At 62.9% G+C, this 26,647-nt stretch carries 23 protein-coding genes and 1 tRNA gene; 13 read left to right on the forward strand and 11 right to left on the reverse strand.

The genetic code is table 11. From position 1 onward, the window contains the following. The first annotated feature begins 1 nt into the window (after position 1). Together FO013_RS01215 and FO013_RS01220 are read left to right on the forward strand one after the other, a co-directional pair. Positions 2–2,146: an RNA degradosome polyphosphate kinase gene (locus tag FO013_RS01215; protein WP_143920661.1), complete on the forward strand. Its 2,145-nt coding sequence runs from the start codon at positions 2–4 to the stop codon at positions 2,144–2,146. Next, positions 2,143–3,117, forward strand: coding sequence for an NUDIX hydrolase (locus FO013_RS01220; protein ID WP_143920662.1), 975 nt, complete (start codon positions 2,143–2,145; stop codon positions 3,115–3,117). Before FO013_RS01215 ends, FO013_RS01220 begins: the two co-directional genes overlap by 4 nt. On the opposite strand, the gene FO013_RS01225 is transcribed toward FO013_RS01220, so the two are convergent. After that, on the reverse strand, positions 3,114–3,980 hold the full coding sequence (locus tag FO013_RS01225) for a class I SAM-dependent methyltransferase (RefSeq protein ID WP_143920663.1): 867 nt from the start codon (positions 3,978–3,980) through the stop codon (positions 3,114–3,116). The two genes, FO013_RS01220 and FO013_RS01225, sit on opposite strands and share 4 nt — an antisense overlap. 380 nt (positions 3,981–4,360) lie before the next feature. Here FO013_RS01225 and pstS point away from each other — a divergent pair, with 380 nt between their 5' ends. The 6 genes from pstS to FO013_RS01255 all read left to right on the forward strand — a co-directional run bounded on the left by pstS (position 4,361) and on the right by FO013_RS01255 (position 11,390). Further along, a complete protein-coding gene (gene pstS / locus FO013_RS01230) occupies positions 4,361–5,461 on the forward strand; it encodes a phosphate ABC transporter substrate-binding protein PstS (RefSeq protein ID WP_143920664.1) in 1,101 nt (366 codons plus the stop codon). Positions 5,462–5,697: 236 nt separating this feature from the next. Then, a complete protein-coding gene (gene pstC / locus FO013_RS01235; protein ID WP_125188734.1) occupies positions 5,698–6,588 on the forward strand; it encodes a phosphate ABC transporter permease subunit PstC in 891 nt (296 codons plus the stop codon). Positions 6,589–6,590: 2 nt separating this feature from the next. Then, on the forward strand, positions 6,591–7,730 hold the full coding sequence (pstA, locus tag FO013_RS01240) for a phosphate ABC transporter permease PstA (protein ID WP_143920665.1): 1,140 nt from the start codon (positions 6,591–6,593) through the stop codon (positions 7,728–7,730). Positions 7,731–7,794: 64 nt separating this feature from the next. Further along, positions 7,795–8,574, forward strand: coding sequence for a phosphate ABC transporter ATP-binding protein PstB (gene pstB, locus FO013_RS01245; RefSeq protein ID WP_143920666.1), 780 nt, complete (start codon positions 7,795–7,797; stop codon positions 8,572–8,574). Between the two features lie 545 nt (positions 8,575–9,119). Then, entirely contained in the window at positions 9,120–9,677 is a 558-nt protein-coding gene (locus FO013_RS01250) for a PadR family transcriptional regulator (protein ID WP_186292951.1), read from the forward strand. 63 nt (positions 9,678–9,740) lie between these two features. Next, positions 9,741–11,390 (forward strand): ABC1 kinase family protein, encoded by a 1,650-nt coding sequence (locus FO013_RS01255; RefSeq protein ID WP_143920995.1) that lies wholly within the window; start codon positions 9,741–9,743, stop codon positions 11,388–11,390. Positions 11,391–11,439: 49 nt separating this feature from the next. Here the strand turns inward: FO013_RS01255 and FO013_RS01260 are convergent, their stop codons facing one another. The 3 genes from FO013_RS01260 to FO013_RS01270 all read right to left on the reverse strand — a co-directional run bounded on the left by FO013_RS01260 (position 11,440) and on the right by FO013_RS01270 (position 14,607). Beyond that, on the reverse strand, positions 11,440–12,552 hold the full coding sequence (locus FO013_RS01260; protein WP_143920667.1) for a hypothetical protein: 1,113 nt from the start codon (positions 12,550–12,552) through the stop codon (positions 11,440–11,442). Positions 12,553–12,634: 82 nt separating this feature from the next. Further along, on the reverse strand, positions 12,635–13,273 hold the full coding sequence (locus tag FO013_RS01265) for a response regulator transcription factor (protein WP_143920668.1): 639 nt from the start codon (positions 13,271–13,273) through the stop codon (positions 12,635–12,637). Beyond that, positions 13,270–14,607: a sensor histidine kinase gene (locus FO013_RS01270; RefSeq protein ID WP_186292952.1), complete on the reverse strand. Its 1,338-nt coding sequence runs from the start codon at positions 14,605–14,607 to the stop codon at positions 13,270–13,272. The genes FO013_RS01265 and FO013_RS01270 overlap by 4 nt, the downstream gene beginning before the upstream one ends. Positions 14,608–14,713: 106 nt before the next feature. Here FO013_RS01270 and FO013_RS01275 point away from each other — a divergent pair, with 106 nt between their 5' ends. Next, complete coding sequence (locus FO013_RS01275; RefSeq protein ID WP_143920671.1) at positions 14,714–15,175, forward strand: DUF4383 domain-containing protein; 462 nt, start codon at positions 14,714–14,716, stop codon at positions 15,173–15,175. 4 nt (positions 15,176–15,179) lie between these two features. Here the strand turns inward: FO013_RS01275 and FO013_RS01280 are convergent, their stop codons facing one another. From FO013_RS01280 to FO013_RS01290, 3 genes are all read right to left on the reverse strand, one after another. Beyond that, the gene (locus FO013_RS01280) at positions 15,180–16,190 is read right to left on the reverse strand and encodes an inorganic phosphate transporter (RefSeq protein ID WP_143920672.1); all 1,011 of its coding nucleotides are present in this window, start codon (positions 16,188–16,190) and stop codon (positions 15,180–15,182) included. 3 nt (positions 16,191–16,193) lie between these two features. After that, positions 16,194–16,859: a DUF47 domain-containing protein gene (locus tag FO013_RS01285; RefSeq protein ID WP_235344617.1), complete on the reverse strand. Its 666-nt coding sequence runs from the start codon at positions 16,857–16,859 to the stop codon at positions 16,194–16,196. 278 nt (positions 16,860–17,137) lie between these two features. Beyond that, the gene (locus tag FO013_RS01290) at positions 17,138–17,653 is read right to left on the reverse strand and encodes a hypothetical protein (protein ID WP_260847905.1); all 516 of its coding nucleotides are present in this window, start codon (positions 17,651–17,653) and stop codon (positions 17,138–17,140) included. 267 nt (positions 17,654–17,920) lie between these two features. Between FO013_RS01290 and FO013_RS01295 the strand changes: the two genes are divergently transcribed. Together FO013_RS01295 and FO013_RS01300 are read left to right on the forward strand one after the other, a co-directional pair. After that, positions 17,921–18,859, forward strand: a complete 939-nt coding sequence (locus tag FO013_RS01295) for a hypothetical protein (protein ID WP_260847906.1) — start codon at positions 17,921–17,923, stop codon at positions 18,857–18,859. Between the two features lie 125 nt (positions 18,860–18,984). Then, positions 18,985–19,057 (forward strand) — tRNA-Lys (locus FO013_RS01300). A gap of 59 nt (positions 19,058–19,116) precedes the next feature. Here FO013_RS01300 and FO013_RS01305 read toward each other — a convergent pair. After that, a complete protein-coding gene (locus FO013_RS01305; protein ID WP_143920675.1) occupies positions 19,117–19,956 on the reverse strand; it encodes a helix-turn-helix transcriptional regulator in 840 nt (279 codons plus the stop codon). Between the two features lie 101 nt (positions 19,957–20,057). Here FO013_RS01305 and FO013_RS01310 point away from each other — a divergent pair, with 101 nt between their 5' ends. Continuing rightward, positions 20,058–21,059 (forward strand): aldo/keto reductase, encoded by a 1,002-nt coding sequence (locus FO013_RS01310; RefSeq protein WP_222103559.1) that lies wholly within the window; start codon positions 20,058–20,060, stop codon positions 21,057–21,059. A 310-nt stretch (positions 21,060–21,369) separates the two neighbouring features. Here FO013_RS01310 and FO013_RS01315 read toward each other — a convergent pair whose 3' ends face one another. Then, positions 21,370–21,621 carry a PspC domain-containing protein gene (locus FO013_RS01315; protein ID WP_143920677.1) on the reverse strand — a complete coding sequence of 84 codons (252 nt, stop codon included), beginning with the start codon at positions 21,619–21,621 and terminating at the stop codon, positions 21,370–21,372. 459 nt (positions 21,622–22,080) lie between these two features. On the opposite strand from FO013_RS01315, the gene FO013_RS01320 reads away from it, so the two are divergent. Then, positions 22,081–23,403 carry a PH domain-containing protein gene (locus FO013_RS01320; RefSeq protein ID WP_143920679.1) on the forward strand — a complete coding sequence of 441 codons (1,323 nt, stop codon included), beginning with the start codon at positions 22,081–22,083 and terminating at the stop codon, positions 23,401–23,403. Here FO013_RS01320 and FO013_RS01325 read toward each other — a convergent pair. Next, complete coding sequence (locus tag FO013_RS01325) at positions 23,400–24,695, reverse strand: FAD-dependent oxidoreductase (RefSeq protein ID WP_143920681.1); 1,296 nt, start codon at positions 24,693–24,695, stop codon at positions 23,400–23,402. The genes FO013_RS01320 and FO013_RS01325 overlap by 4 nt on opposite strands. 171 nt (positions 24,696–24,866) lie before the next feature. Further along, positions 24,867–26,633 carry a glycosyltransferase family 2 protein gene (locus FO013_RS01330; RefSeq protein WP_186292953.1) on the reverse strand — a complete coding sequence of 589 codons (1,767 nt, stop codon included), beginning with the start codon at positions 26,631–26,633 and terminating at the stop codon, positions 24,867–24,869. Positions 26,634–26,647 lie beyond the last annotated feature (14 nt).

The following is a 26,647-nucleotide window of genomic DNA, read 5'->3' on the forward strand; positions in this document are numbered from 1 at the left end:
GATGTACGACATCACTGCAGTCGGAGCGGAACTGGGTCTGCCCGATCCAGAGGATCGATTCCTCGACCGGGAACTCAGCTGGCTGGCGTTCAACGAGCGTGTCCTCGATCTTGCCACCGACCCTGATATGCCGCTGCTGGAAAGGGTCCGATTCCTCTCCATCTTCGCAACCAACCTCGACGAGTTCTTCATGGTCCGCGTCGCCGGCCTCAAACGCCGCATCAACACCGGTTTGGCTGTGCCCAGCGTCACCGGCCGGATGCCGCTGCAGGTCATGCACGCGATCGGCGTCCGGGCACATGACCTTATGACCCGCCACGCCGCCCTGCTCAAGGACGACATCGGTCCCCGCCTCGATGCGGAGTCGATCACGAAGGTCCAGGTGGACGAGCTCACCGAGGACGAACGCGCCAGAGTCGACGAGTTCTTCGCCGGCCACGTCTTCCCCGTCCTCACCCCACTCGCGGTGGACCCGGCCCACCCGTTCCCCTACATCTCCGGACTCTCACTCAACCTCGGCGTCCTGCTGCGCTACCAGGATTCCGGCAAGGAGCTCTTCGCCCGGGTCAAGGTGCCGCCGCGCCTGCCCCGATTCTTCAATGTCGCCACGGCCACGGATCGCCCCGCCGGCCGCGACGTCCCCGCGCGCTTCGTCGCGCTCGAAGACATCATCGCCGAACACCTCGACACGCTCTTCGAGGGCATGGAGATCATCCACCACTCGACCTTCCGCGTCACCCGCAATGAGGACCTCGAGGTCGAGGAGGACGATGCGGAGAACCTCCTCAAAGCCCTGGAGAAGGAACTCCTGCGCCGCCGCTTCGGCCCCGCCGTGAGGTTGGAGATCACGGAGAACATCCATCCGCGGGTCCGTGAGATGCTCAAGGACGAACTCGGCATCGACGAGAACGAGATCTACCAGCTGCCCACCCCTCTCGACCTCTCCGGCATGTCAGACATCGCCGACGTTCCTCGCGATGACCTGCACTTTCGGAAAATGGTCCCGCAGATGAATAAGGACCTGTCGCTGCGTGAATCCAGCGACCAGGTCGACGTCTTCGCGGCAGTTTCGAACCGCGACATCCTGCTCCACCATCCCTACGACTCGTTCTCCACGAGCGTGCAGGCGTTTCTGGAGCAGGCGGCAGCGGACAAGAACGTGCTCGCCATCAAGCAGACCCTCTACCGCACTTCCGGCGACTCCCCGATCATCGATGCCCTCGTCGACGCCGCACAGGCAGGCATCCAGGTGCTCGCGGTCGTGGAGATCAAGGCCCGCTTCGACGAGGAGGCCAACATCACGTGGGCGCGCAAACTCGAACGCGCCGGCGTCCACGTCGTCTACGGAATCGTCGGGCTCAAGACCCACGCGAAGCTCTCCCTCGTCGTCCGCCAGGAGGCTGAGGGCCTGACCCGATACTGCCACGTCGGCACCGGCAACTATCACCCGAAGACAGCGCGAGGCTACGAGGACTTCGGGCTGCTGACCAAGGACAAGAGCGTCGCCGATGACCTGACGAAGCTGTTCAACCAGCTCTCGGGCTACGCGCCCCTGGCCGAATACTCGCGCCTGCTCGTCGCCCCCACCCGGGTCCGTTCGGGGTTGACCGAACTCATCGACAAGGAGATCGCCATCGCCGAGGCGGGTGGTGCCGGCATGGTCCGGATCAAGGTCAATTCGATCGTCGACGAGGCGATCATCGATGCCCTCTACATGGCATCCCGGGCCGGAGTCCAGGTCGAGGTCTTCGTCCGCGGAATCTGCGCCCTGCGACCAGGCATCCCCGGCGTGAGTGAGAACATCACAGTGCGGTCCGTGCTCGGCCGCTTCCTCGAGCATTCGCGGACCTTCGTCTTCGGCAACGGCGGCGATCCTCTCGTCTACATCGGTTCAGCTGACATGATGCACCGCAATCTCGACCGCCGCGTCGAAACCCTCGTCGAGCTCGTCGCTCCGAATCACAAAGCGGAGATCATCGAACTCTTCGACCTCGCCTTCGCCGACACCACCTCGGCGTTCGTGCTCGCCGCTGACGGCAAATGGGCGCGCAGCACCCACGATGATGAAGGCAACCGGCTCACCGAATACCAGACGGAGCTCATCCGCCGACATCGCAAACGCCGACAGATCGGGGAAGAAGCTTGAGTGCGAAATCGGTCGGTTCCGCGCAGGCGTCCTCACGCGTCACCGCCGATATCCTCGCCGCCGGCGCGCTGTGCTGGCGCAATGGCAGCGAAGGACTCGAAGTTGCTCTCATCCACCGACCCCGCTACAACGACTGGTCCTGGCCCAAGGGCAAGGTGGAATCAGGCGAGACCCTTCCGGAGACGGCGATTCGCGAGGTCAAGGAGGAGACGGGACTCGACATCACCCTCGGAGTCCCTCTGCCCGCGGCGGAATACATGGTCGGCGGAAAGTACCTGAAGAAGGTCTTCTACTGGTCAGCACAGGTCAAGGGCGAGCACACCTTCACGCCGGTGAATCAACGCGAAGTCGACGAGGTGAAGTGGTTTCCCGTCGGCGAAGCGCGAACGAAGCTGAGCTCCTACGCAGATCGCGACCAGCTCGATGCGCTGGAGAAGTTCGATTCGACCAACGCACTGCGCGCCTGGCCTCTGATCCTTGTCCGCCACGGGAAGGCATTTCCCCGAGCGAAGTGGCATGAGACGGAGCATGTGCGCCCGCTGCTGGCTCTGGGGACCCGCCAGGCCATGGCACTGACCGGGCTGCTCTCAGCGTGGGGGACGAAGAGACTGATCTCGAGTCCCTGGAAGCGGTGCATGGCCACGCTCGCTCCGCTGTCCGCGGCGACCGGCAAACCTATTCGAAGGGCTTCGTGCCTGAGCGAGAAGGCGAGCTCTGCGAACCCCGACAAGACCACCCGATTCATCGAGAAGCTGCTGGAGAAGGGCAGGCCGGTCATCTACTGCACCCACCGGCCTGTCCTGCCGCTGGTCCTCGCCGTCTATGCGAAGTACGCCCCACAGCGCATCGCGGAGAAGCTGCCGCGCGAAGACCCCTACCTCAAACCCGGTGAGATCCTCGTCGTCTATGTGCGTCCGGGCGCAGTGCCACGCATCGTCGAATTCGAACGGATCCGCCCGATCGACGCCTAAGGCTGACCCGCAGAAGGGTCCCCACCATCAATGGTGCACGTCGCACCGTAAAGAATCGGTCCGAGAACAATGCCGTCGGCGGCGTCGATCTCCGCGCAGAGCCTTTCGGTGAGCGTAGCGATGTCGATCTCATCGGCGGTCGCGATGCCGAGCTTCCCGATGATCGGCACCAGAGCTTCGACAACATTGGCCCAGCCGAAGGTCGGAAGTTCGTCTCCACCGCCGACAGGCGCGTCCACCGTCAGATGGGGGTCGGGCAGCCCAGCCCGGCGAAACGCTGCGAAGAGATCCGGACCCATCCGCATGTGGACGCCGGAGGTGCCGAAGACTTCGAAGATCCACGATCGCACCTCCGCCCACAGGGGGGTGCTCACACTCGTCCACTGGTGTGTCACATCCAGTTCGTGCATGCAGAGCAGTCCGCCGGGACGAACGTGGTCAGCTGCGCGGCGCAGGACCGCGACCGGATCGGGCAGGTGCATGAGAACAGCTCGGCCGATGACTGCGTCGAATTCCTCGTCGAGGTCGAGATCGCGAAGATCCATTTCGGCGAATTCGACCTGGGGACGCTTCGACAACGCTCGTTGCGCGGCCTCGAGGGCGTTCGCGTCGCGGTCGACTGCCAGCACCCTGCCTTCCTCTCCGACAAGATCAGCAGCGATCGCGGCCACCGATCCGGCGCCCGTGCCGAGATCGAGCACGCGCATTCCCGGGCAGATCTCTGAATCCGCGAGGAATCGCCTCGTGAGCGGATCGAGAACGACCGCCTGATCGCGCAACCGCTGATGCTCGCCTTCGGATTCGCCGAGCAGGTATCGGCTGTTGTGGCCACTGAGGCTTGTGGGGTGAGCTGGGCTGTGCATGATCTCTCCTCGTCGCTGAGTCCATGATCGGTTCTATTCTGCGGATGCCACTGCCGCTGAGGGTGACCGCAGTACGGGCTGTGAAGACCACAGTATTGAACGGCCATCTGGGCGACAAGAAGTCGACGAACCTCAGCCCGCGGCCCCGCGAAAGCAGGCCGATTCAGCCCTGCGAAATCGAGACAACGTCGTCCCGACAAGCATCCTTTCATGAATTCGCAGGTTCCTGTGATGGAGCACTCACCCGGACCTGAAGCCTTCAGGATCCATTCACCCTCCATTCACTTAGCGACTCCCAGGGCTTTACACACGATACTTAGCGTGGAACACGAAAGATCGAGCAATCTCGAACAGTGTTCTCATACTCGAAAGGCATCTTCGTGAAGCTGAAGCACCTGGCACCATCCGCTGCAATCCTCGCAGCCGGCGCACTCACCCTGTCGGCCTGCGGCGGAACCTCTGCCACTGGAGAAGAAGCAAGCGGCGGCGGCAGTGACCTGCAGGGCACACTGACCGGAATCGGCGCCTCATCGCAGAAGGCCGCGATGGACGCATGGACCGCTGACTTCGCCTCAGAGAACTCCGGCGTGACCGTCAACTACTCCCCTGACGGTTCAGGTGCGGGCCGTGAGCAGTTCCTGGCCGGAAACGCTCAGTTCGCCGGCTCAGACGCTCACCTCGATGACGACGAAGCCAAGCAGGGCAAAGAGGTCTGCGGCGCCGACGGGGCCTACGAGTTCCCTGTCTACATCTCCCCCATCGCAGTGACCTTCAACGTCAAGGGCGTCGATGAACTCAACCTCGCACCCTCGACGATCGCCAAGATCTTCAAGGGCGAGATCAGCAAGTGGAACGACAAGGCCATCAAGGCAGACAATCCTGATGCCAAGCTTCCTGACACGAAGATCACCGCCGTCCACCGCGCCGATGACTCCGGCACCACCGAGAACTTCGCCGAGTACCTCAAGGCCACGGCCGAGAAGGACTGGGACGCTGAGGTCAGCGGGGACTTCCCCAAGGACTTCGGTGGCGAAGCCGCACAGGGCACCGACGGTGTCGTGCAGACCGTTTCTGACACAGATGGAGCCATCGGCTACGCAGACGCCTCAGCCGTCGGATCACTGAGCAAGGCCAAGGTGAAGGTCGGCGACGAATACGTCGAGCTCTCCGCCGATGCGGCATCCAAGGTCGTCGACGCCTCCGACAAGGTCAAGGGCCGCGGCGAAGGCGACCTCGCCTTCGACCTGGCTCGCGACACCACTGAATCGGGCGCCTACCCGATCGTCCTCGTCTCCTACCACGTCGTCTGCTCGTCCTACAAGGACCAGGAGACCGTTGACATGGTCAAGGCTTGGGAGAAGTTCGTCGTATCCGAAGAAGGACAGAAGTCGGCAGCGGATTCCGCCGGCTCTGCACCACTGTCCGACGATCTGCGTTCGCAGATCGAGACCGTCATCGATTCGATCAAGGTTGAAGGCTGATTCTTGGTCACTGACCTGCAGAATTGATATGTCGAAGAGCGGCGCAGCGACCCTGCGCCGCTCTTCGGTGCCTAGGGACCCGTCCACCGGATCCACCGCAAGTTTCATGAGGAGCACTTGTGCCGACCAGCACACAGACCACAGTGTCCGGCCCTGCCGGAGCACCTGAGCCGGACTCACATCCCGAGTCCAGCACGGGCCAGAGACCCAAAGCCGTCGTTCGTCCCGGTGACCGAATCTTCTCGGCAGCGACGCTCATCGCCGGAATCCTGATCCTGCTCATCCTGGCAGGAGTCGCCCTGTTCCTTCTGGCGCAGTCCAAGGACACCATCGAGGCTCAGGTCAATGATCCGAGCTCGATCACCGGCGGCAACGGATTCTTCTCCTACGTCTGGCCGCTTGTCATCGGCACACTGATCTCCTCCGCCATCGCCCTGATCGTGGCCACGCCGTTCGCACTGGGCATCGCACTGTTCACCACGCACATGGCACCACGGAAGCTGGCGCCAACCCTCGGCTACGTCATCGACCTGCTCGCTGCGATCCCCTCGGTCGTCTACGGCCTCTGGGGAATCGCCCTCGCCGGCAGCCTCACAGATTTCTACCTGTGGCTGTCGAAGTGGTTCGGGTGGATCCCGATCTTCGCCCCCGATGCCAACGGCGATGTGTCGAACACCGGCCGCACACTGCTGACGGCCTCTCTCGTGCTCTCCATCATGATCCTGCCGATCATCACCTCCCTGACCCGGGAGATCTTCCTGCAGACTCCCCGCCTGCAGGAAGAAGCTGCGCTGGCGCTCGGCGCCACACGGTGGGAGATGATCCGCATGTCGGTGCTGCCGTTCGGAAAGTCGGGCATCGCCTCGGCGACCATGCTCGGTCTCGGCCGTGCACTCGGCGAAACCATGGCCGTGGCCATGATCCTCTCCCCCGGTCTGCTCACCGCCTCCCTGGTGGTCAGCGGCAACCAGACCATCGCGTCTGAAATCGCGCAGAACTTCCCCGAAGCCGCCGGACTGCGACTTTCCGAGCTGATCACAGTCGGCCTCGTCCTCTTCGTCATCACCCTACTGGTGAATATGGGCGCACGTGCAATTGTTGCCAAGACCTCGGTGAAGGGCAGTTGAGAATGTTGACTACTACGAACAATTCGACGACCACGTCCCGCACCCTGACCTCGAAGCAGCTGCCCAAGGCCACACCATGGGTGGTTGCAATCGCCTCGATCATCGTCGCGATCATCATCAGCTTCATCGCCTTCGGCGGGTTCAACATCCCAGTCGTCGCGGTCCTCGCCGGACTCATCAACGTGGTGGCCGTGTTCGCGATCTCTGCGTCCTACGAGGGCCGCCGCAAGGCCACCGACAGGGTGGCCACCACCGTCGTGACATCCTCATTTATCCTCGCCTGTGTTCCCCTCATATCACTGCTCTGGATGACCATCTCCAAGGGCGGAGCCGCTATCAGCTTCGACCTCCTCTCCCGCACGATGCTCGGCATGAAGGGAGTGCTCGACCAGCAGTACGTCGCCGGTGAAGCAACAATCGCCGGTGGCTTCTACCACGCGATCGTCGGCACCGTGCTGATCACGGCCATGGCCTGCATCATCTCGATCCCCATCGGTGTGCTGACCGCGATCTACCTTGTCGAGTATGCCGAGAAGAACAGACTGGGCAAGGCCATCACCTTCCTCGTCGACGTGATGACCGGCATCCCCTCGATCGTCGCCGGACTCTTCGCCTTCGCGCTGTTCTCCACCATCGCAGGGTTCATCATGCCGGACGCGGCAGGCATTGCGAAGACAGGCTTCACCGCCGCAGTAGCACTGTCGGTGCTCATGATTCCGATCGTCGTGCGCAACACGGAGGAGATCCTGCGCCTGGTCCCGATGGATCTGCGAGAGGCGTCCTACGCACTGGGCGTGCCGAAGTGGAAGACGATCGTCAAAATCGTTCTGCCCACCTCGGTGTCGGGCATCCTCTCCGGCATCACCATCGCGATCGCCCGCGTCATCGGCGAGACCGCACCGATCATGGTCACCGCCGGATTCGCCAAGGCTCTCAACTGGAACCTCTTCTCCGGTTGGATGTCGACACTGCCGACCTTCATCTACGATTCGCAGCTGCGACCGGTCTCTCCCGGCGATGCCGCCCTGGCCAGCTCCGAGCGAGCCTGGGCAGCAGCTCTCGTCCTCGTCGCCCTGGTCATGCTCCTCAACCTCTTGGCCCGCGTCATTGCGAAGGTGCTGGCTCCGAAGGCAGGACGCTGATGAAGCGCTGAGACCCCGACTCACGTCATACTTGTTCCAGACATTCCACAGATAGGGAAACACATTGTCCAAGCAGATCGACATCAAGGATCTCGACATCTTCTACGGCGATTTCCGCGCCGTCGATGGTGTCCAGATGCAGATCAAGCCCCGCTCGGTCACGGCCCTCATCGGCCCCTCGGGCTGCGGTAAGTCCACAGTGCTGCGCACACTCAACCGGATGCACGAAGTGATTCCGGGCGCCAGCGTCTCCGGTCAGGTCCTCATGGACGGCAATGACATCTACGGAGCAGGGGTCGACCCGGTCAACGTACGCCGTGAGGTCGGCATGGTCTTCCAGCGTGCGAATCCGTTCCCCACGATGAGCATCAAGGAGAACGTGCTGGCAGGTGTGCGTCTCAACAGCCGCCGCATGACCAAGTCAGAGGCCGATGACCTCACCGAGCGTGCGCTGCGCGGCGCCAACCTCTGGAACGAGGTCAAGGACCGCCTCAGCCTGCCCGGTTCGGGACTCTCCGGCGGTCAGCAGCAGCGCCTGTGCATCGCCCGCGCGATCGCCGTTGAGCCCGAGGTCCTGCTCATGGACGAACCGTGCTCCGCACTGGATCCGATCTCCACACTGGCCATCGAGGATCTGATCAACGACCTCAAGGACCAGTACACGGTCGTCATCGTCACTCACAACATGCAGCAGGCCGCGCGTGTGTCCGACAAGACCGCGTTCTTCAACATCGCGGGCACCGGCAAGCCGGGTAAGCTCATCGAGTTCAACGAGACCTCGACGATCTTCTCCAACCCCGAGAAGGAAGAGACCGAGAACTACATCTCCGGCCGCTTCGGATGATCTGAGGAGCCTACGGCTGCGGCTCGCCGAAGTTGGCCGCAGCTGCGTATGCATCCGCAACTCGGTGATGAGCGGCCGCGAACGAAAGTGTGGCCGCAGGTGGCCGCAGTCCTCAGCGAGAATGTGCAACGGTTGGTAAGTTCGTCGCGATCCAAGCTCTTGGATCGCGACGAACTTACCAACCGTTGCCTGTATTCACGACCTACGGTGACCCATCGGTGTGTCACCCCTCGAAGCGTCACCCCGTTCAGTATCGCCATCGGTGTGTCACCCCTGTTCAGAGTCTCCCCGTTCACAGTCGCCATCGGTGTGTCACCCCTGTTCAGAGTCTCCCAGCTCACAGTCGCCCTCGGTGTGCCACCGCTCATTGACGACTGCATTCGAAGAGGTCCCGTCCTGTCACACACTGACGGTGAGCAGTCCGCATCGGCCTGAGCGTGGTCTGAGAGTTACCTCCGCAATCGACAGAAGGACCTTCCCAGCAACCCATCGCCGATATATCGTTATATATCGTCAAGACGATTCGATCAGACCTGGAGGTCATCATGAACGAGCCATTCAATCACGGAGGTTTCTCTCGTCGAAACGGCGATTGGGGCGGGGCGAATATCTGGGAAGCGGTGGAGCAGCTGCGCTCGTCCTTCAACCCCAAACAGCCGTTCCGCATGAACCGCGGAGATGTCCGCGCCGGAATCCTCACGCTGCTGGCCGAAGCGCCGATGCACGGGTACCAGATCATCCAAGAGATCGAAGAGCGCAGCGGCGGCAGCTGGAAGCCCAGCCCGGGATCGGTCTACCCGACGCTGCAGCTGCTCACGGATGAGGGCCTCATCAGCGCGGAGTCCTCAAGCGGGCGCAAGACCTATTCACTCACCGAGGCCGGACGCGAACAGGTCGCATCCGAGCCGGAGTCAAATGCTCCATGGGAATCTGCGAAGAAGCCCGAAGCACCCAGGGCCGCAAACCTGGCCAAGGCCGGCGTCGAGCTGGCACAGGCAGCCGCTCAAGTCGGCAGGTCCGGCAGCAAGGAACAGGTCGCCGAGGCGGTCACCGCGCTCGCGGACACCAAGCGCAGGCTGTATTCGATCCTCGCCGAGGACTGAACAGTGACGGCGCGAACCCTTCGGGCTCGTTCCGGTCGGATCCTCCGCTTCGCCGCGGCCCAGATGGTCATGGCCTGGTGGTTCGAGATGACGCTGCCGCGAGTCGGCCTGGGTCATCTCGCAGCAAGAGGTCGGGTGGAGCGCTGGCGTTCCACGGCCAGGCGATTTCGCACTCTGGCCGTGGAACTCGGCGGTCTGATGATCAAGGTCGGCCAGTTCCTCTCCTCGCGCATGGATGTTCTCCCGCCCGAGATCACCAAAGAGCTGGAGGGCCTGCAGGACGAGGTCGCCCCGGTCCCCGTCGACCAGATCCGCGACCTTGCCGAAGCGCAGTTGGGGATGGCACTCACTGATGCCTTCACCTCCTTCGCACCCCACCCATTGGCCGCGGCATCCCTGGGGCAGGCGCACTCGGCGACCCTGACCCCGGAGATCGCCGCAGAGATCGGTTTCGCCGAGGTGGTTGTCAAGGTCCAGCGTCCGAACATCGCCGATATCGTCGAGGTCGATCTGGGCGCCCTGCGCCGGATCGCCGGATGGCTCTCCCGCGTCCAGTTCATCTCCCGCCGCGTCGACATGCCGGCACTGGTCGAAGAGTTCGCCCATGTCAGCCTCGAAGAGATCGACTATCTCCACGAAGCTGCGAACGCTGAGACCTTCGCCATGGACGCGGCTGAGTCGGCCGGGGTGCAGGCTCCGCGGATCGTCTGGGAACAGACCACACCACAGGTGCTGACCATGGAGGACGTCACGGCGATCAAGGCCAACGACGTCGCTGCGCTGCGTCGAGCCGGGATCGACCCTCACGAGGTTGCGACGACCTTCGCGCACACGATGTTCGATCAGCTCTTCCGGACCGGGTTCTTCCACGCCGACCCCCACCCCGGCAACATCTTCGTGACACCTGCCCGCTCGGGGACAACCTCGGCGGGGGCAGGATGGCATCTGACCTTCATCGACTTCGGGATGATGGGGCACGTGCCGGAGAATCTGCGCGCAGGCCTGCGGGAGCTCTTCATCGCCGTGGCGATGCGGGACTCCCGCCGCCTCGTCGCCAGCGTCGGACTCATCGGCGTTCTGCTCGACGGCGCGGACACGGAAGAGCTCGAACGCTCTCTCACAGGACTCTTCGCACGGTTCGGAGGCATGGGCTTCGCCCAGCTGCGCGACGTCGATGAGAAGGAGCTGCGAGCCTTCTCCACGGATTTCGAGTCGGTGGTGCGGGATCTGCCCGTGCAGCTGCCGGAGAACCTCTTCCTCATCATTCGCTCGCTGTCCATGGTCTCGGGTCTGTGCAGTTCCCTCAATCCCTCATTCAACATCTGGGAGGTCGTCGAACCCTATGCGAGCGAGCTGATCGAGGAAGAGAAGGGCGGCGCCGCCGGCACCGTGGCGAAGGAGGCAATCAACCTTGTGCGCCTGACGCTCGGCCTGCCGGGGCGCCTCGACGCCCTGGTCCAGAGGCTCGAGGACGGTGAACTCTCGGTGGCCACGCCCAAGCTGGACCGTCGGGTCGCGGGCCTCGAACTTCTGGCCCGCGGGGTGATCTCGGCCGTGCTGTTCACAGGATTCGTCATCGGCGGTGCAGTGCTGCTGTCCATGACGACACTGGGTGGCGTCCTGATGCTCATCGCCTCAGTGCCGGCGCTCATCCACAGCCTGGTCACTCTGCTTCGACACAGGACGCTCAGCCGCCGACACCGCCGCAGGTGAGAGCACACGGTCATGCGACCCCACCAGCAGGGCACGCTGAATCGACCTGTCACTGCCGCCGAAAGGCGCGGGCATCAAGTCGCCTGGCACGGTAGGCATAGGTGGCCCAACCGAGTGCCAGAGCCCACAGCGGGAATAGGAGAGTCGGGCCGATCGTCACCCAGTTGCCGATGATGCTGACACCGTTGAACAGAACCGAATGGATCATGCCCATGCCTCCGGTGAACATCGCCAATGTGACGATGCCGGCGGGTATCGTCGCGAGGAGGATAGGCACACGTCGTCCTGCCAGCGGCCCCGTCCAACGCGGAAATCTCTCTCCCCATCTGTGCACCAGCCCCAGGGTCAGCAGCGCTCCGACCAGTCCGGCAATCGCCAAGGCGAGACCCGAATGCCACATCCCGGCCTGGAGGCCTTCGGAATAGAACTCGGGGCTGAGCCCGAACGGGATGCCCAGTGCCCACAGAATACGAGTGGATGCATAGATGACGGGAATCGCCACGGCCACGCCGACGGCGATTTTGGCACTGACCTGGACGGGCTGGCGACCTTCGGCAACCTTCGCAGTGGTCACCCCCGCGGCGAAGGCATCGCCGACAGAGGCATCGCCGACAGGGGCATCCACGGCCGCACCATCGGCTCCTGCCCGGCTGCGTCGCTGACGGCCCTCCAACGATGCCCATACCGCTGCCCACAGCCCCGGGCCGAGCAGCATGAACCCCTGCCAGAGCACGGCGACGGGGATCGGCGGGAACTGCAGGCTCAACGTGTAGCCGAGGTATGCCAACACCAAGGTGTCGGTGAAGACCACGGTAGTGACGAGGGTGAGGAAGACCGCGAAGGTTCCAACTGCTGCGACGGCTCTGCCGCGCAGCCGTGGCAGGGTCAGGAGGGTCGATGCGAGAGTCAGACTCAGCAGCGCACAGAATCCGACCAGTGCGGCTCCAGCAGGGATGGAGAGATAGTCCAAGAGTGTGTTGTATTCGCCCGGTTCCGCATGACCGAACGGAGAGACGAGTAGTCCGCTCCCCCACAGCACGGAGATGACCAGCATGGTCATTGACCAGACCGCGCTCAGGCCGAGCATAGTGACACCGACATTGAGTACCCGCGTCGGTTGAGATGGATGGGCTGACTGGGCATAGCTCTGTGTTGGCTTCATGCTTCAACACTCGTGCCGAAGCCATCCTGACAGACTCCCCCGAACGGGTGAACGGCATCACTCACAGGGTGAAGCATGCCCCTCAGAGGGTGATGAAACCCGATTCGAAGGCTCTGATGACGGCTTGGGTCCGGTCCCTGGCGCCGAGCTTGCCGAGCAGCGAGCTGACATAGGTCTTGACCGTCTCACTGCCGAGGAACAGCTCACCGGCGATCTCCACATTGCTCAGACCGCGCGCCATGAGTGAGAGCACCTCCTGCTCGCGACTGCTCAGCTGGGCAACACTGGCCAGGTCTTCGCGCCTCCCCGCCTGAGCTGCCATCTCACGAACCTTCTGCGGATACAGGAGCACTTCCCCACCGGCCACGACGTACACGGCGCGGATGAGTTCCTCCGGCCGGGCCCGCTTGAGCACGAAGCCATCGGCACCGGCACGAAGCGCTTCGAAGACGTAGTCGTCGCTGTCGAAAGTGGTCAGAATGAGCACACGAGGAGGGTCCTGCCGTGCCACGAGCAATCGAGTCGCTTCGAGTCCGCTGAGCTGCGGCATGCGCACATCCATGATGACGATATCGGGCTGTGTGCGCTGGACGAGGTCGATGGCGTCGGCACCGTCGCCGGCCTCACCGACCACGTCGAGTCCGGTGTCCGAGTCGATGATCGCCGCGAGCCCGGCACGAACCAACGGCTCATCGTCGATGAGGACCACCCTGATGCTCATGTCTGCCTTTCCTTGTTCGCAACTCGTACAGTGCCGCTGGTGGTCGCTGTGCCAGTGTCTGTCGCAGTGCAGCTGTCTGTCGGCAGCACGGCCTCAAGCGTCCATGAGCCAGCATCAGCAGTCCACCGAACTTCCCCACCGAAGAGCTCAACGCGCTCTTTGATCCCCTGCAGACCCCGACCTGTACCCGCATTGCTCCTCGCACCACTGGTATTCACCACGCAGGCGTTGCTCACCGTCAGCGTCACGAATCCCGCGTCGACGCTGATCGACACCGAGGCCCCCGGGACTGAGGCGTGGCGAAGCGAGTTCGTCAGAGCCTCCCGCACGATCCGATGCAGCTCGTGCGCCACGGCTGACGGCAATGAGCCCATGTCGCCGCTGATTCTCAGCTGGGTCGGGTGCCCCACTGATCTCGCTTCCTCGGCCAGGATCTCGAAATCCTCGATCGTTCGCCGAGGTGGTTGTGCCGTTTCCGCACTGTTGACGGCGTCATCGTCTGCCTCCGGATCGGCCTCCGTGCGGAGCAGCGTGAGAACGTAGTCCAACTCGGCCACCGCCTCACGTCCGGTGCGGGCGATTTCGTCAACGGCCGCCTCGGCGATGGTGGGGTCTGTCTGCAGTGCGCGCTTGGCGACTGCCGCCTGCATCGTCGTCACGGTCAGTGCGTGGCCGATCGAGTCATGGACCTCGCGGGCAAGCACCGTGCGGCGGAACCGGCGGGCCCGCTCGCGGCCAGCGAGCTCCGCGCGGTCAGCCGCCGACGAGCCGAGGAGAATGAGTGCATAGTTCGGCAGGAAGTATCCCTCCACGACGATGATCGCGATGCACATCAGCAGGATTCCCAGAGCGAGGGCCTGGATCAGCCCTGCGGGCAGCACGGTGGCCGCGAGGCTCGTCTCGGTTCCGATCAGACCGTTGGAGAGTTCATGAGCCTGTCGGGGGTCAGCGGCTAGAACCATGGCGGCGGGGATGAGGACGATGATCGTGAGCAGGAGCAGTGCGCCGGCGAAGGTGTGACCGAAGTAGAACAGGGCACCGCGCAGTCGATCGGCCGTTCGGGGCCGCCTCGGCGGGGTGGGGATGCTCAGTTCGAGCAGCTGCTCGGCCAGTGTGCGTTCGAGGGCGCGGATGACGGAGAGAAATGCTGGAATGCACAGCAGCGCGAAAGCGACGATTCCGACGACGATGATGGTCAGCGAATCGGCGCGGTTGCCGACCTGGTTCAAGGCAGTCACGATCCAGATCACGACCGCCGCGTAGGGCACGGCGATGACGCCGCCGATCAGCAGGACCAGCAGCCTGCGCCACAACCTTGACACGCGAGCCTTCACCGTCACCAGACTACCGTCGCGGCAGAAAAGCCTCGACCGAACCCATCCACGACACAATCGGCTCCGAATCAGCTGATGTACGACGAGAGTCTTCGAAAGGATCGTCATGAGCACTCACACAGTTTCATCATCAGCTCACACCGCCCGCACCAGCGTCCAGATCGTCTCAGGCATCTTCGGGGCCGTGTTCCTCCTGGTGGGCATCTTGGGCTTCGTCCCGGGCATCACCAAGGACCTGGACACGATGATGTTCGCCGGGCATCATTCACAAGCCGCGCTGCTCGGGATCTTCCAGGTCTCAGTGCTGCACAACATCGTCCATCTGCTCTTCGGCATCGTCGGCCTGCTGGGGCTCAAGTCACGCCGACTGGCCAAGACCTACCTCATCGTCGGAGGCATCATCTATGCCGTGCTGTGGATCTACGGCCTCGTCGTTCCGATGGAGTCCATGGGCAACTTCGTTCCGCTCAACACCGCTGACAATTGGCTCCACTTCGTCCTCGCAGCAGCCATGATCACGACAGGGATCGTCTTCGGCCGGAAGGCTCACACTGCTCCACAGCGGTGACGTCTCAGCCGGTGAAGACCCTGACCACCAGGCCGATGCAGATCGCCAACGCCGCGGCAGCGGGAATGGTCAGCACCCAGACCCCAGCGATCGGAACGATGAAGCGGGCGCGGGCGCGACCTTGGCGTCCGGCGAACTGGGTTCCGAGGATGGCAGATCCGAGGATGAAGGTCAGCGACACCGGCACCCGCATGATGAGCGCCGCCGTGTACATGAGCACCGTGGCGGTGGCATCTGCTGTCGCGGACTTCAGCGGGTCGAGACCGGCCATGCGAACCGACAGTGTGCGGACAACTCGCCACCCGCTCAGGCCGGTGCCGATCGCCAGCGCTCCGGCGATGATCAGCCGCACCGGCCAGGAGATCTCGACGACGGAGAGCTCGGTGTACGGGTTGGCGTCCACGGCGAGGAGCCCGACCATGACCAGGGCCGCGATCTTCTGTGCGTCCTGAACGCCGTGGACCAGAGACAGCGAGGCGGTGAGCACCGAGTCGACCATGCGCGCACCGCGGAAGAGCGGTTTGGGCGGTGAAGCGGCAAAGGTCTTCGACAGCAGAGCCGTCAGGCCCCAAGAGAGCACGAATCCGAGGATCGGCGAGATCACGAGGGGCAGGATCACCGAGTTGACCGCCTCGGTGGAGTTGACTGAGAACCCCAGCACGATCCCAGCACCCAGGAGACCGCCGATGAGGCAGTGCGTGGAGGACACAGGCAGCGCGAGGTAGTAGGTGAAGAGACTCCACGCCGTTGCGGCGACGAAGGCGATGATCAGAGAGGTGAGGATGACCTCGGGGTCTCCGTCGAAGTGGACGATCTGGTTGGCCACGACTGAGGCGATTCCCTCACCCAGGAGTGCGCCGATGAAGTTGAAGACGACGGCCAGGCCCAGGGCCCACCGTGCGTTGATGGAGCGTCCGACGACGGCATTGCCGATCGTCAGCGCAGCATCATGGAAACCGTTCGAACCGGCGAAGATCACCGCGGTGACGATGACTCCCGCCAAGAGCAGCTCCACGGACTACGACTCCTTGATCGCGATGGCGGCGACGACCTTGCCCAGCTCGGTGAAGCCGTATGCGGCACGCACGAAGGCCTGCCCCAACTGGGAGACCGCGGCCATGTACGTCAGGCCGCGCTTCGAGTTCGGCACGGCGTCAGACATCCGCCATTGCAGGGCCTCAACTTGGTAGGTGAGGCGGTTGATGGAGTCGACGTAGTCCCACTGATCGAGTTTGCCCGGCAGCCGAGTGACCATCCGCGAGGTGTGGTCGGTCTGGTTGGACAGGACCGCGAGGGTTTCGAGGACACCGGAGGGCAGTTCGTCGAAGGCTTCCGAGGCGAGGACGAATCCGGCACCGTGGAGAAGGTGGCAGATGTCTCGCATGTGATGACCGAGCAGGTAGAGGTCATTGCGGTCGAACGGGGTGATGTAGTTCTCGCGCAGAGCACGAAGCACGGCGCCCATATCTTCATCGGCTTGATCGCCGATCTCGCGGAGACGGTCTGCGACCTGCCGTCGTTCGCTGACTTCGATGCCGGAGAGTTCGGCAAGCACCAGGTTGCATTGCCGCATCTGCCCGACCAGATCGGACAGGCGTTCGTAGAAGACAGTGTCCTGCGGTACCCGCTTGAGCCGCATGCGTTCCTCCTGCCCGGGGCCCGGTCGAGCCGGACGAATGTGCATGTTGCTTCAATTGTATGTGCCGGACGCTGAACCGAGAGCGCCTCTCGGCGGTAGGCCGCTCGAAGCGGCTGAATTTGGAGCCCGGGGCTTCAGATCCAGCGTCCGGTGGCCACGAGGGCCACCCACAACGATACTCGCTCACGCTCATGAGTCCACCGCCGAGGCGGGTGAACGAGAGTTGAAAATCTCACAGTCTGCGCACGTGGCCAAGTTCCATCCGGGAGGTTGAGCCCTCGTGTCAGTTAGGCGGTCGGACCGTCAGTCAGGCAGTGAGACTGTCAGTCGAGTCCGCCGTGACGGTGGGAGATGGCGGCGTCTTTGAGGTCCTTCGCGAACTGGCGCAGCCGCGTGGCGGTCTCGGAGCTGTCGGTGCCTTCGGCGCACATGCCGACGAACGCTGCGGCTCGGAGGAGGGCGATGACGACGTCCCCGCGGAAGGCTCCGGCGAGGATCTCATCGATGGCACGGGCAACCTCGTCGGGGCCTGCGGGAAGCTCGACGCCGGCGAGGATCTCATCGAGTCCGAGGCCGTCGGTCATCCTGCGCTGCCCGGCGGAGAACATGTCGGCGAGCTCACGCGGAGCGGTGAGGATCCATTCGCGCAGTGCGTATAGGCGCCAGAGCGCTCCCGGTGCTGAGACGGCAGGGGCAGCAGACCACATCTCGGCGATGACCTCGAGACCGATGTCGTCGGCCAACTCTACGAACCGCTTCGTTGCGGCCTCATCGCGCCGTCCGCGCGAGTCTCCGAGCAGGAGTGCGGCAGTCGCGTGAGAGGTCTCTGATCTGGTCACTGGGTCATTCGAGGCACTGACCGAATCGAGATCGGCCAAAGGTATCGGGCGGTGAAAGCGTGGCTGTGTCATCGTCAGAGCATTCTAGTCCCCTACTCTGACCGGCGCTCCACCCTGATCACGCTTTCGCCTCCCGCCGGTCAGATCAGGCTTTCGCCTCCCGGTCAGGGTTCATTCGTCAGGTTCACAGTGGCAACTACTAAACTGGTGACAAATTCGGGCCTGCGACCAGCAGGTCACGAGTGCAGACAACGAGGAGGAACTCCCGTGGCAAAATCATCAGTGGCGAAGAAGGGCCTGGACAAGGCAGCGAAATTCGCTGTCAACGAGGACGGGTCCCTCAACCCCCGCGCCCAGTCGATGCTGTCGAAACTTCTGTCGGTCCAGCGCCCGGTGGCCCTTGCCTATGTGCGCAGCCTGCGTCGCCGGAATCCGGATGCGACTCCGGAAGAGCTCATCAAGATCATTCGCCGGCACTACCTCGCGCTGACCACTTCGGGTGGCGCAGCAGTCGGTGCCACCGCTGCAGTCCCCGGACTCGGCACGACAGCCGCACTCGGTGTGGCCACCGCTGAGACCGCCGGATTCCTCGAAGGCACGGCACTGTTCGCGCAGGCGGTCTCGGAGATCCACGGCCTTCCGGTTCAGGACTCCAAACGCGCGAATGCACTGGTGCTGGGGCTCATGCTCGGCAAGGACGGAAAGAACCTCGTCCAGAAGTTCAGCAAGCAGTCCGGCGGATCGGAGTCGATGTTCGGCAACTGGGGCTCTACCGTGACGAAGCAGCTCCCTGCCCCGGTCGTCGATCTGCTGGTGCGGAAGCTGCGCAAGACCTTCATCCGCAAGTTCGCCGCTCGTGCCGGCGGCTCGCTGGTCGGTCGCCTGCTGCCCTTCGGCATCGGCGCGATCATCGGCGGCGTGGTCAACGCTCAGATGGCCCGCAAGGTCGCCAATGAGTCGACCGAGGCCTTCGGTGCCGCGCCTACGATCTTCCCGCTGGAGACCGATCCTGAGTATGTCGCCCCGAAAAAGGATCGCAAGCTGCTGGCAGGCCTGAAGAACGTCGCGGCGCTGCGCGGCGCGATCAAGAACAACAAGGCCATTGAGTCCGATGTCATCGACGAGGCGGCCGATGAGGATCCCACCGCACCGGATGCTCTCCCGCGCACCTACACCGGTGACGAGCACCCTGAACTCGGAAAGTGATCAGCGGGTGAAGCCTGCTGGTTGCCACCGCGAACCAGTTTGAGTATTCGGGCTCCTTACCTCTAATATTATTGAGTCTCCAACAACTCCGGTGTGACGCTTGTCCACGCGGCTGTGTTGGGGCGGGGCCTCTAGCTCAGTTGGTAGAGCAACGGACTTTTAATCCGTGGGTCGTGGGTTCGATCCCCACGGGGCCCACCCGAACGCAAAGCCTCGCGATCCTCTAGAACTAGGGGGAAGCGGGGCTTTTGCTTTTCTCAGTCGGATGAGATCTTCTGAGAACCGACCACTCCGAGCAGCTGCAGCTGTTCTGCCGCGTTCGTGCCCTCCATCGGGAAGAACACAAGCAGAGAGATGTCATCGTCCGGCGTCAGCAGGACTTCACACCGAAGTTCGATCAATCCGAGCTCTGGGTGGACGAAGACCTTGGTGTCCGAGCGGTGGACTGCCACATCGTGACGGTCCCAGAGCTCTTTGAACTCATCGCTGATCGCAATGAGGTCCTCGACGAATCTACTCACGTGAGCCTCGTGTGACCTGCGGGTGTAAGTGGCTCGCAGATCGCTGACGTGCGCTGCAGAGATGCGGCGCCAATGCTCCGGGGGCATCGCCCGAGCGTCGGGGTCGGCGAACCACTCCCAGATGAGATTCCTGCCGCGCCCAGGCTCCCCCGCAAGGCCGTCGAGCAGTATACGACCGAGGGAGTTCTCCCAGACGATTTCGCCGAGGTCGGTGACGACCAGCGCCGGAAGATCGACGAGACGGTTGGCAACAGCAATGAGACCGGGACGCACGTGACCGTCGGAGCTGCGCGGTGGCACCGGGTGGCCTGCGAGATGCAGCATGTGGTCGCGCTGATCACGGTCGCACTGCAACGCTCGAGCCACCGCCGAAACCACTCCGATCGACGGGGTCGACCCACGCCCCTGTTCGAGGCGAGCGTAATAGTCGACCGATACTCCAGCGAGCATGGCAACCTCTTCGCGCCGCAGTCCGGGAGTACGGCGACGGCCCGTGTGGCCAGTCCCCACATCTTCTGGGCGCAGCTGCTCCCGTCGACGGCGAATGAAGTCAGCGAATGCAGAACGATCGGTCATCTCTTGATTGTCCGCCCGATCGGCCGATCTAACCAGGGACAGCCTGTCCCAGGATCGACAGGGCCTCGCCCCCTCGCCACCGCCCTGCCAGGCTTGAGGTCATGAGCACATACAAAGAGAACTCAACCGTCAACACTCGCCGACTCGGAATCCAAGGGCCTCGCGTCACATCTCCCGGACTGGGCGCCATGAGCATGTCGGGAGCCTACGGACCGACACGGGATGAAGAGAGCATCGCAGCCATCCATGAGTATATGGATGCCGGAGGCAATCTCATCGACACCGGAGACTTCTACGGTGCCGGTCACAATGAAATGCTCGTCGGCGCAGCACTTCGAGAGCGCAGCCGTGAGGACGTCGTGATCTCACTGAAATTCGGCGCCGTTCTTGCCCCCGACGGATCGTTCATCGGATTCGACACTCGACCGGACGCAATCCGAAACTCTCTGACCTATTCGCTGAAGCGATTGGGCACGGACCACGTCGACATCTACCGGCCGGCCCGACTCGACCCGAATGTGCCCATCGAGGAGACTGTCGGCGCCATCAGCGAACTCGTCGAAGCCGGATACGTTCGTCACATCGGACTCAGCGAGGTCGGTTCGGAGACCATTCGTCGGGCGGCGGCAGCAGCGCCCATCAGTGACCTGCAGATCGAATACTCGCTGCTGAGCCGCAGCATCGAAGACAATGGGATTCTGGCTGCATGCCGCGAACTCGGCATCGGCATCACGGCGTACGGGGCTTTGGCCAAGGGTCTGCTGGCAGGTTCCACGGGAGGGACTCGCGCGATGTTCCCGCGTTTCCAGGGGGCCAACCTTGTCCACAATCAGCGGATAGTCTCGACTCTCGCGGAATTCGCTGTAGTGCGAGACGTGACGCTCCCCCAGCTGGCGATCGCATGGGTGGCCGCACAGGGTGAGGACATCGTGCCAATCGTCGGGTCTCGTACTGCTCATCAGGTGGCCGCCACCGTTTCCAGCAATGGCGTGCATCTGAGCGTCGATGATCTGGCAGCCTTAGACGCTGCTCTGGCAGACAGCGAGGTCCGGGGCGATCGCTATCCGTCCGAACAGATGATGCTCTTGGACAGCGAGCACTGAGAACACAGCCTCTCGTTCAGCACGGCACGTCTCTCGTCTCGGACCTGGATCATGCGCACAGCGGGGACGGTCTGATGAGCACCCGCCATTCCCCTGTTGAGGACGTCTCTTGACTCTGACGAAGAAGAGCCTTTCGACCTGGCCCTCGGAGTTCGAGTCCGTGCTCTCGACGGCGGCAATCTTCTGCGCGAACTCCGGCTCCCACCATGCGGCGCCGAGGCAGATACGCATGAGCCCGGGACTGCTCGGCCCAGAATTTTACCATCGAGTCAGCGAATCGGGGGTGAAGCTGCCGACACCAAATGTTCACTTACCGTTCAAGGCGGCCACCGAACGCCTGCTCAACTGGAATACTTCCGTCCTGCCATGGGGTGAGGACCCAGGCGACGAGATAGGCGCCGATCCCCAGGACCGGAAGCAGGAACGAGATGAGGACCAGCAGGCGCATCAGCCACACGTTCATCCCGGTCGCCTCGGCGAGACCAGCGGCAATACCGCCGAGAATCCGGTCGGGACCGCGACGGAAACCAACTTTGCGAATGGAATCAAATAGTTTTCTCATACCCTCAACAGTACGCAGATTTCGCTGTCTGCACAGGGGTGCTGACCGTCTAACCGGACTGAGGGAAACCGGAATGGCATCCGGTGGGGGCGCTGGCGGGGCAACGGTCACCTCGGCGCCCCTCTGATTGCAATTCTCGTTATATGAGATGACGATCACAGGTTTTGGGCGCGCCTACTCCGAGGCACCCAGCAAGGGCGGTTACGATTAACGGGTTGTGCAACCAATTGTCCGCATCCGCCTTCCCAGCGACGCGGCAAAGAGGAGTCCATTGTGAAGTGGGTAAAAAAGGCCGTCCTCACGCTCGTCGTCATATTTGTGGCGTTCTATCTGTTCAGTCGGCCAGAAGATTCAGCCGATGCAGTGCGGAACGCGTTCGAGGCAGTGGGAACCGGTGTCGGCTCATTGGTCACTTTCTTCACTACTCTGTCCTCGTAACCGCGCCGGAAGCAGCCTGACGTGTTCAGGGGACTGATCGATCCGAAGGTCGAAAATCACCTCATCGTTGAAGAAGGTGAGCTCATTGTCGACGAAGTACGTCGCCATTTCCTCGCCTTCGTCGCCCCCTCGCTCATCATTGCGCTTGGAGTGGCCGTCGCAGCCATCAGCTTCGCGGTCCCAGTTGACTTCGCCCCGATCCCGCTTGGCATCGGCGCCGCCATTGCCCTGTTCGGTGTCTACCGCGCACTGTTCGTGCATATGGACCGGTTCGTCATCACGAACATGCGAGTGTTCAGAATCCACGGGATCTTCACCCAGCACAAGGCGACGATGCCGATGTCGCGTATTCTCGACATCTCGGTGCACAAACCGCTCATGGGTCGGATCTTCAGATACGGGCATTTCGTCTTCGAGTCTGCCGCCCAGGACCAGGGCCTGCGCGATATCCGTTTTGTCGGACGACCGGACGAAAGGGACCTCACCATCCAGACGGTGATTCAGCGCTCCGGACTGCGCTCAGCCATCAAATCCTTCAACGACAAGAACAACGAGGATGACGCTGAGGAACCGGATACGAACCTGGAGGTAGACGCGGACCTCCAAGCCGATGTCGAGGGTGATTCCGATTCCGACGATGCCTACGGCTACGAATACGACCGCGAAGACGACGTCGAACCACACCCTGAGCCGGCTGTGGTCAACAGTGAACCTCGATTCACTGCAGGTGAGAGAACCGATGGTCACTCGACCGTGCGCGCGGGGGCAGGTCCTGAGGTGGACACCGGAGAGTGGTCGACCATGGAGCTCGATACCGGCCACGGGTTCAGCGAGTCCGAGGAATTCAGAATCGGCAGCGCACTGCCTGCGTTGAACGACCCTGTTGCCAGGGCTGCAAGCTCATGGGAGCTGCGGTGGCCCGAACGCGACCGTATGCAGACGGCGACGGAGCTGATGCGTGCTCACCGACGCCTCATCTCCGACCTCGACGAGAAGCTTCGTCCCTTGGGTCTGACCTATGCCCGGTATGAGGTGCTGCTCCTCCTGTTCTTCGACCAGCAGGGCGCACTCCCTCTTGTCGAGCTCACGGACCAGCTGCAAGTTGAAGGCAGCTCGTCCTTCTCCTCGGTCAGGTGGCTCGAAGACAATGGGCTGATCGAAAGAGTCATGGAGCCCGGTGACGACGGTGAAGTCTTCGCCGAGATCACGCCGCGAGGTCGGGCACTGACCGATCGAGCCAGTCAGATCGTCGCCGATGCCCGCTTCGGTCTGGATTCGATGACCGAAGCAGAGTGTCACCAACTGACCAAACTGCTGGCGCGGCAGCGTCGGTACCGGGACTAGGCTTCCTGCGCGGTCCGGCTCCGACCCTCCGCCCTCCGGTCGATGCCATCGACTGGACGTCGAGCGAACTCCGGAGCGTGCTCGGGGGTAACACCCAAGCCGAGGATGTGCGCCGGAATCACAGTCAGCGCGGGGAACGTCTTCAGCAGCCACAGGATCGGCGCCGGCGGGCGGATGACTCCGCCGTTGTGGACGACCGGCTCGATCATCCGGTGAATGCCGCCCTGCAGCAGCTCGACGGTCTTCGTCGTCAGCAATCGTCGGCGCTGGACCCGCTTGAGATCGCGGGTGGACACACTCCCTGAACGCAGGGCCTCGGCCAGAAGTCGAGCCGTGGCCACGCCATCCTGGACCGCCAGGTTGACGCCGACTCCGCCCAAGGGACTCATGGCATGGACGGAGTCGCCGATGCACAGCAGCCCGTCGATGAACCAGCGTTTGGCTTCGTTGCGGCGCACATCGAGGAGCTTCACGTCATCAAACTGGAGTGCTTCGACATCGTCTGCCAGTGCAGGGAATGTCTCTGCGACCGCACCACGAAGAGACTCGATCCCCCGCTCACGGAAACGTCCGTCCTCGCCCTTCGGGATGAGACGAGCCATCTGGACATGCCCGTCGCGCGGAATCGCGACGAACACATTGCCGCCCTTGGTTCGGGGAGCGATGGATTCGTTCAGCTGCGCCTGGGTGTCGATCCGGAACCACCACACGTCGATCGTGGACCGCAGCTCGCGCATCGACAGCTGCGCCTCGTCCCGGGCCTTCGACCAGCGTCCGTCGGCAGCGACGACGAGTGGCGCGCGCAACTCGGTCTCACCTTCGGGAGTCTGTGCGCGGACGCCGACGACCCTGTCGTCGTCCCAGATCAACGAGGTCATCTCGACCCCCATTCGCAGATCGAAACCGGGTTCAGCCTCCCCCGCCTTCGCCAGCAGATTGAGGAAGTCCCACTGGGGTGCGATCGTCATGAACGGATGCGCTGTGTTCAGTCTGGACAGGTCGCCGAGGATGTAGTCCCGACCGTCGTCGCCGACAAGACTGATATTGGTCACCCTGCGGTGCGTGATCTGCGCGAACTCGTTGTAGAGTCCGAGCTCGTCGAGGAGCCGCAGTGTTGAAGGGTGGATGGTGTCACCACGGAAATCTCTGAAGAAGTCAGTGTGCTTCTCCAGCACCACGACTCTGACGCCGCCGCGCGCCAGGAGCAGCCCGGCGACGATCCCGGCGGGCCCACCTCCGGAGATGATGCAGTCGTATCCGACATCGAACTGGTCGTGCGCGGCGTCTGTCATGACACGCTCCTCAGCATTGTGTTCCTCAGCATTGCGGGCACAGAATCGATGCTAGTCCACGGGCGAGTCGAAAGACATGATGCGGCGAGACTCAGCACCGGTGACTGCGAAGTGTGTTCGGATCACCGGTGACTGCGAAGTTGAGAGCCGATCGCGGCCGAGAGTCGTCTCTCACACCGTTCTGAGGGAAGTGCCGGAGACCTTTTCAGTGACATCGAAGCGTTCACGGTAGCGGCCGGTGAGCAGACGCCATTGTGAGTGCAGCGCTGTTGATGAGTTGAATACGAGCAGAGTCAGCGGATAGAGCAGCCACTGCAGCCAGATGGTCAGACGCCGTATCTGCGGAACATGAACCGGACGAGGCGGCAACAGCGACTTGAAGACGAGGATGGACGCGATGAGGGCGATCATGCTCACCTGCTGCACCAGACCAACCGTCATCGGCATCCGCTCGATGAGGCTGGTGACCTGGCCGGTCTGTGACGCAACGACAAATGGGATCCATCCACCGACGGCGATGATGACGGAGATCGAGGCCAGACTGACATGACCCTCAAGGAGGGAGAAGAAGCGCAGCACTCCGGGCCAGAAAGGTGTCCGAGCATCGCCGGCGAATACCCTCACCCCCACATAGGGCACATCGCTGGCGCCGTAGGACCATCGGCTGAGCTGCTTGAACTGTGCGACCATCGTGTCCCTGAATCCGCCGGCCAGCACTGCGTCCTGATAGATCGGAACATGAATGGGAACGACGCGATAGTCACCCTCGAAATGGAACCAGCTGCGCCAATACTGATGGCCGTCCTCGACGATGGTCCGTGTCGACCAGAATCCCATTTCGATGAGAGCGGTCAGCGGCTGCGTGTGAGAGGCGAAATTGCGCAGCGCGAGAGGACGGACCGTTGTGGTGAGATTCCAGAAGCAGTTCGCGCTCGCGACGACACGAGACGGCGCAGGCGCCTCCCAGATGTTTGTGATGTACAGGCTGATGGGTTGGAACGAGAGGTGGGCGCGATCGGGAGCGAGCGCGTATTCGTATGCGACGGAGTCGAAATACGCCTCATGGGGTGTGTTGTCGCAATCGAGACTGGTGACGAGGACCGACTCCGGATCGATGCCGTTCGCCTGCACCCAACGAGCCAGTCTGTGCCCCGCATAGGTGATGTTCGCTCCCTTTCCTGCAATCTCTCCCGGGATCCCGGCCGGATGTTCGACGAGGACGAACGCTGCGAATCCGTCACCGTACTCGGCCGCCAGACGTCGTGCTGTCGCAGCCATCTGTGGGCCGCCGCGTTCCTCATAGGCGAAGAACACAACGATCTTCGATGGTGAGGTCGAGGTGTGCAGGAGCGATCGGATTCCGTCGGCGACCACCTCATAGGGTTCGTTGTAGGCCGCGACGACAACAGCATGGAGCAGTGTCGAAGGGCGCGCCACCGCGCCCGGGAACTCACGCACACGGGCTATGGACGCGGCATGCTCCTTGGCCTGAAACCCCGTCCAGGGATACGGTCGCGGCGGGAGCCCATCCATCGCCCGTTCGATGTCAAGCAGTCTGGCACCCCAATCAACCCGAGAGCTGCGACGGTAACGCACGAAGCCGCGTGAGACGTCGACCGCACCGCGCATCGCTCGTATCAGCGTAAGACCGACGACGATGAGCACATAGACCGCCCCAGCCATCGCGTTGATGAACGGCAGGACGAAGACCAGTCCGATGGCGGAGAAGCTGACGATCGCCGGCAGTGCTTCGAAGAACCGATAGGCCCGCGTGCGCGGCCCGGTGGGAAGTTCGAGTTCGGCCGATGCCGGATCGGTCGCCGGCAGGGAGTCGACCGACGACGGTGCTTGGCCAGCCGTGGGTGAGGCGGATGCCGATGGTGGTGGAGCCACAGCGGAATAGACGGCTGCCGAGGACGATTCGCGATTCAATCTCACAGAGTCGATCCTGG

It is taken from the genome of Brevibacterium aurantiacum, from assembly GCF_007558825.1.
Classification (GTDB): Bacteria; Actinomycetota; Actinomycetes; order Actinomycetales; family Brevibacteriaceae; genus Brevibacterium; species Brevibacterium aurantiacum_A.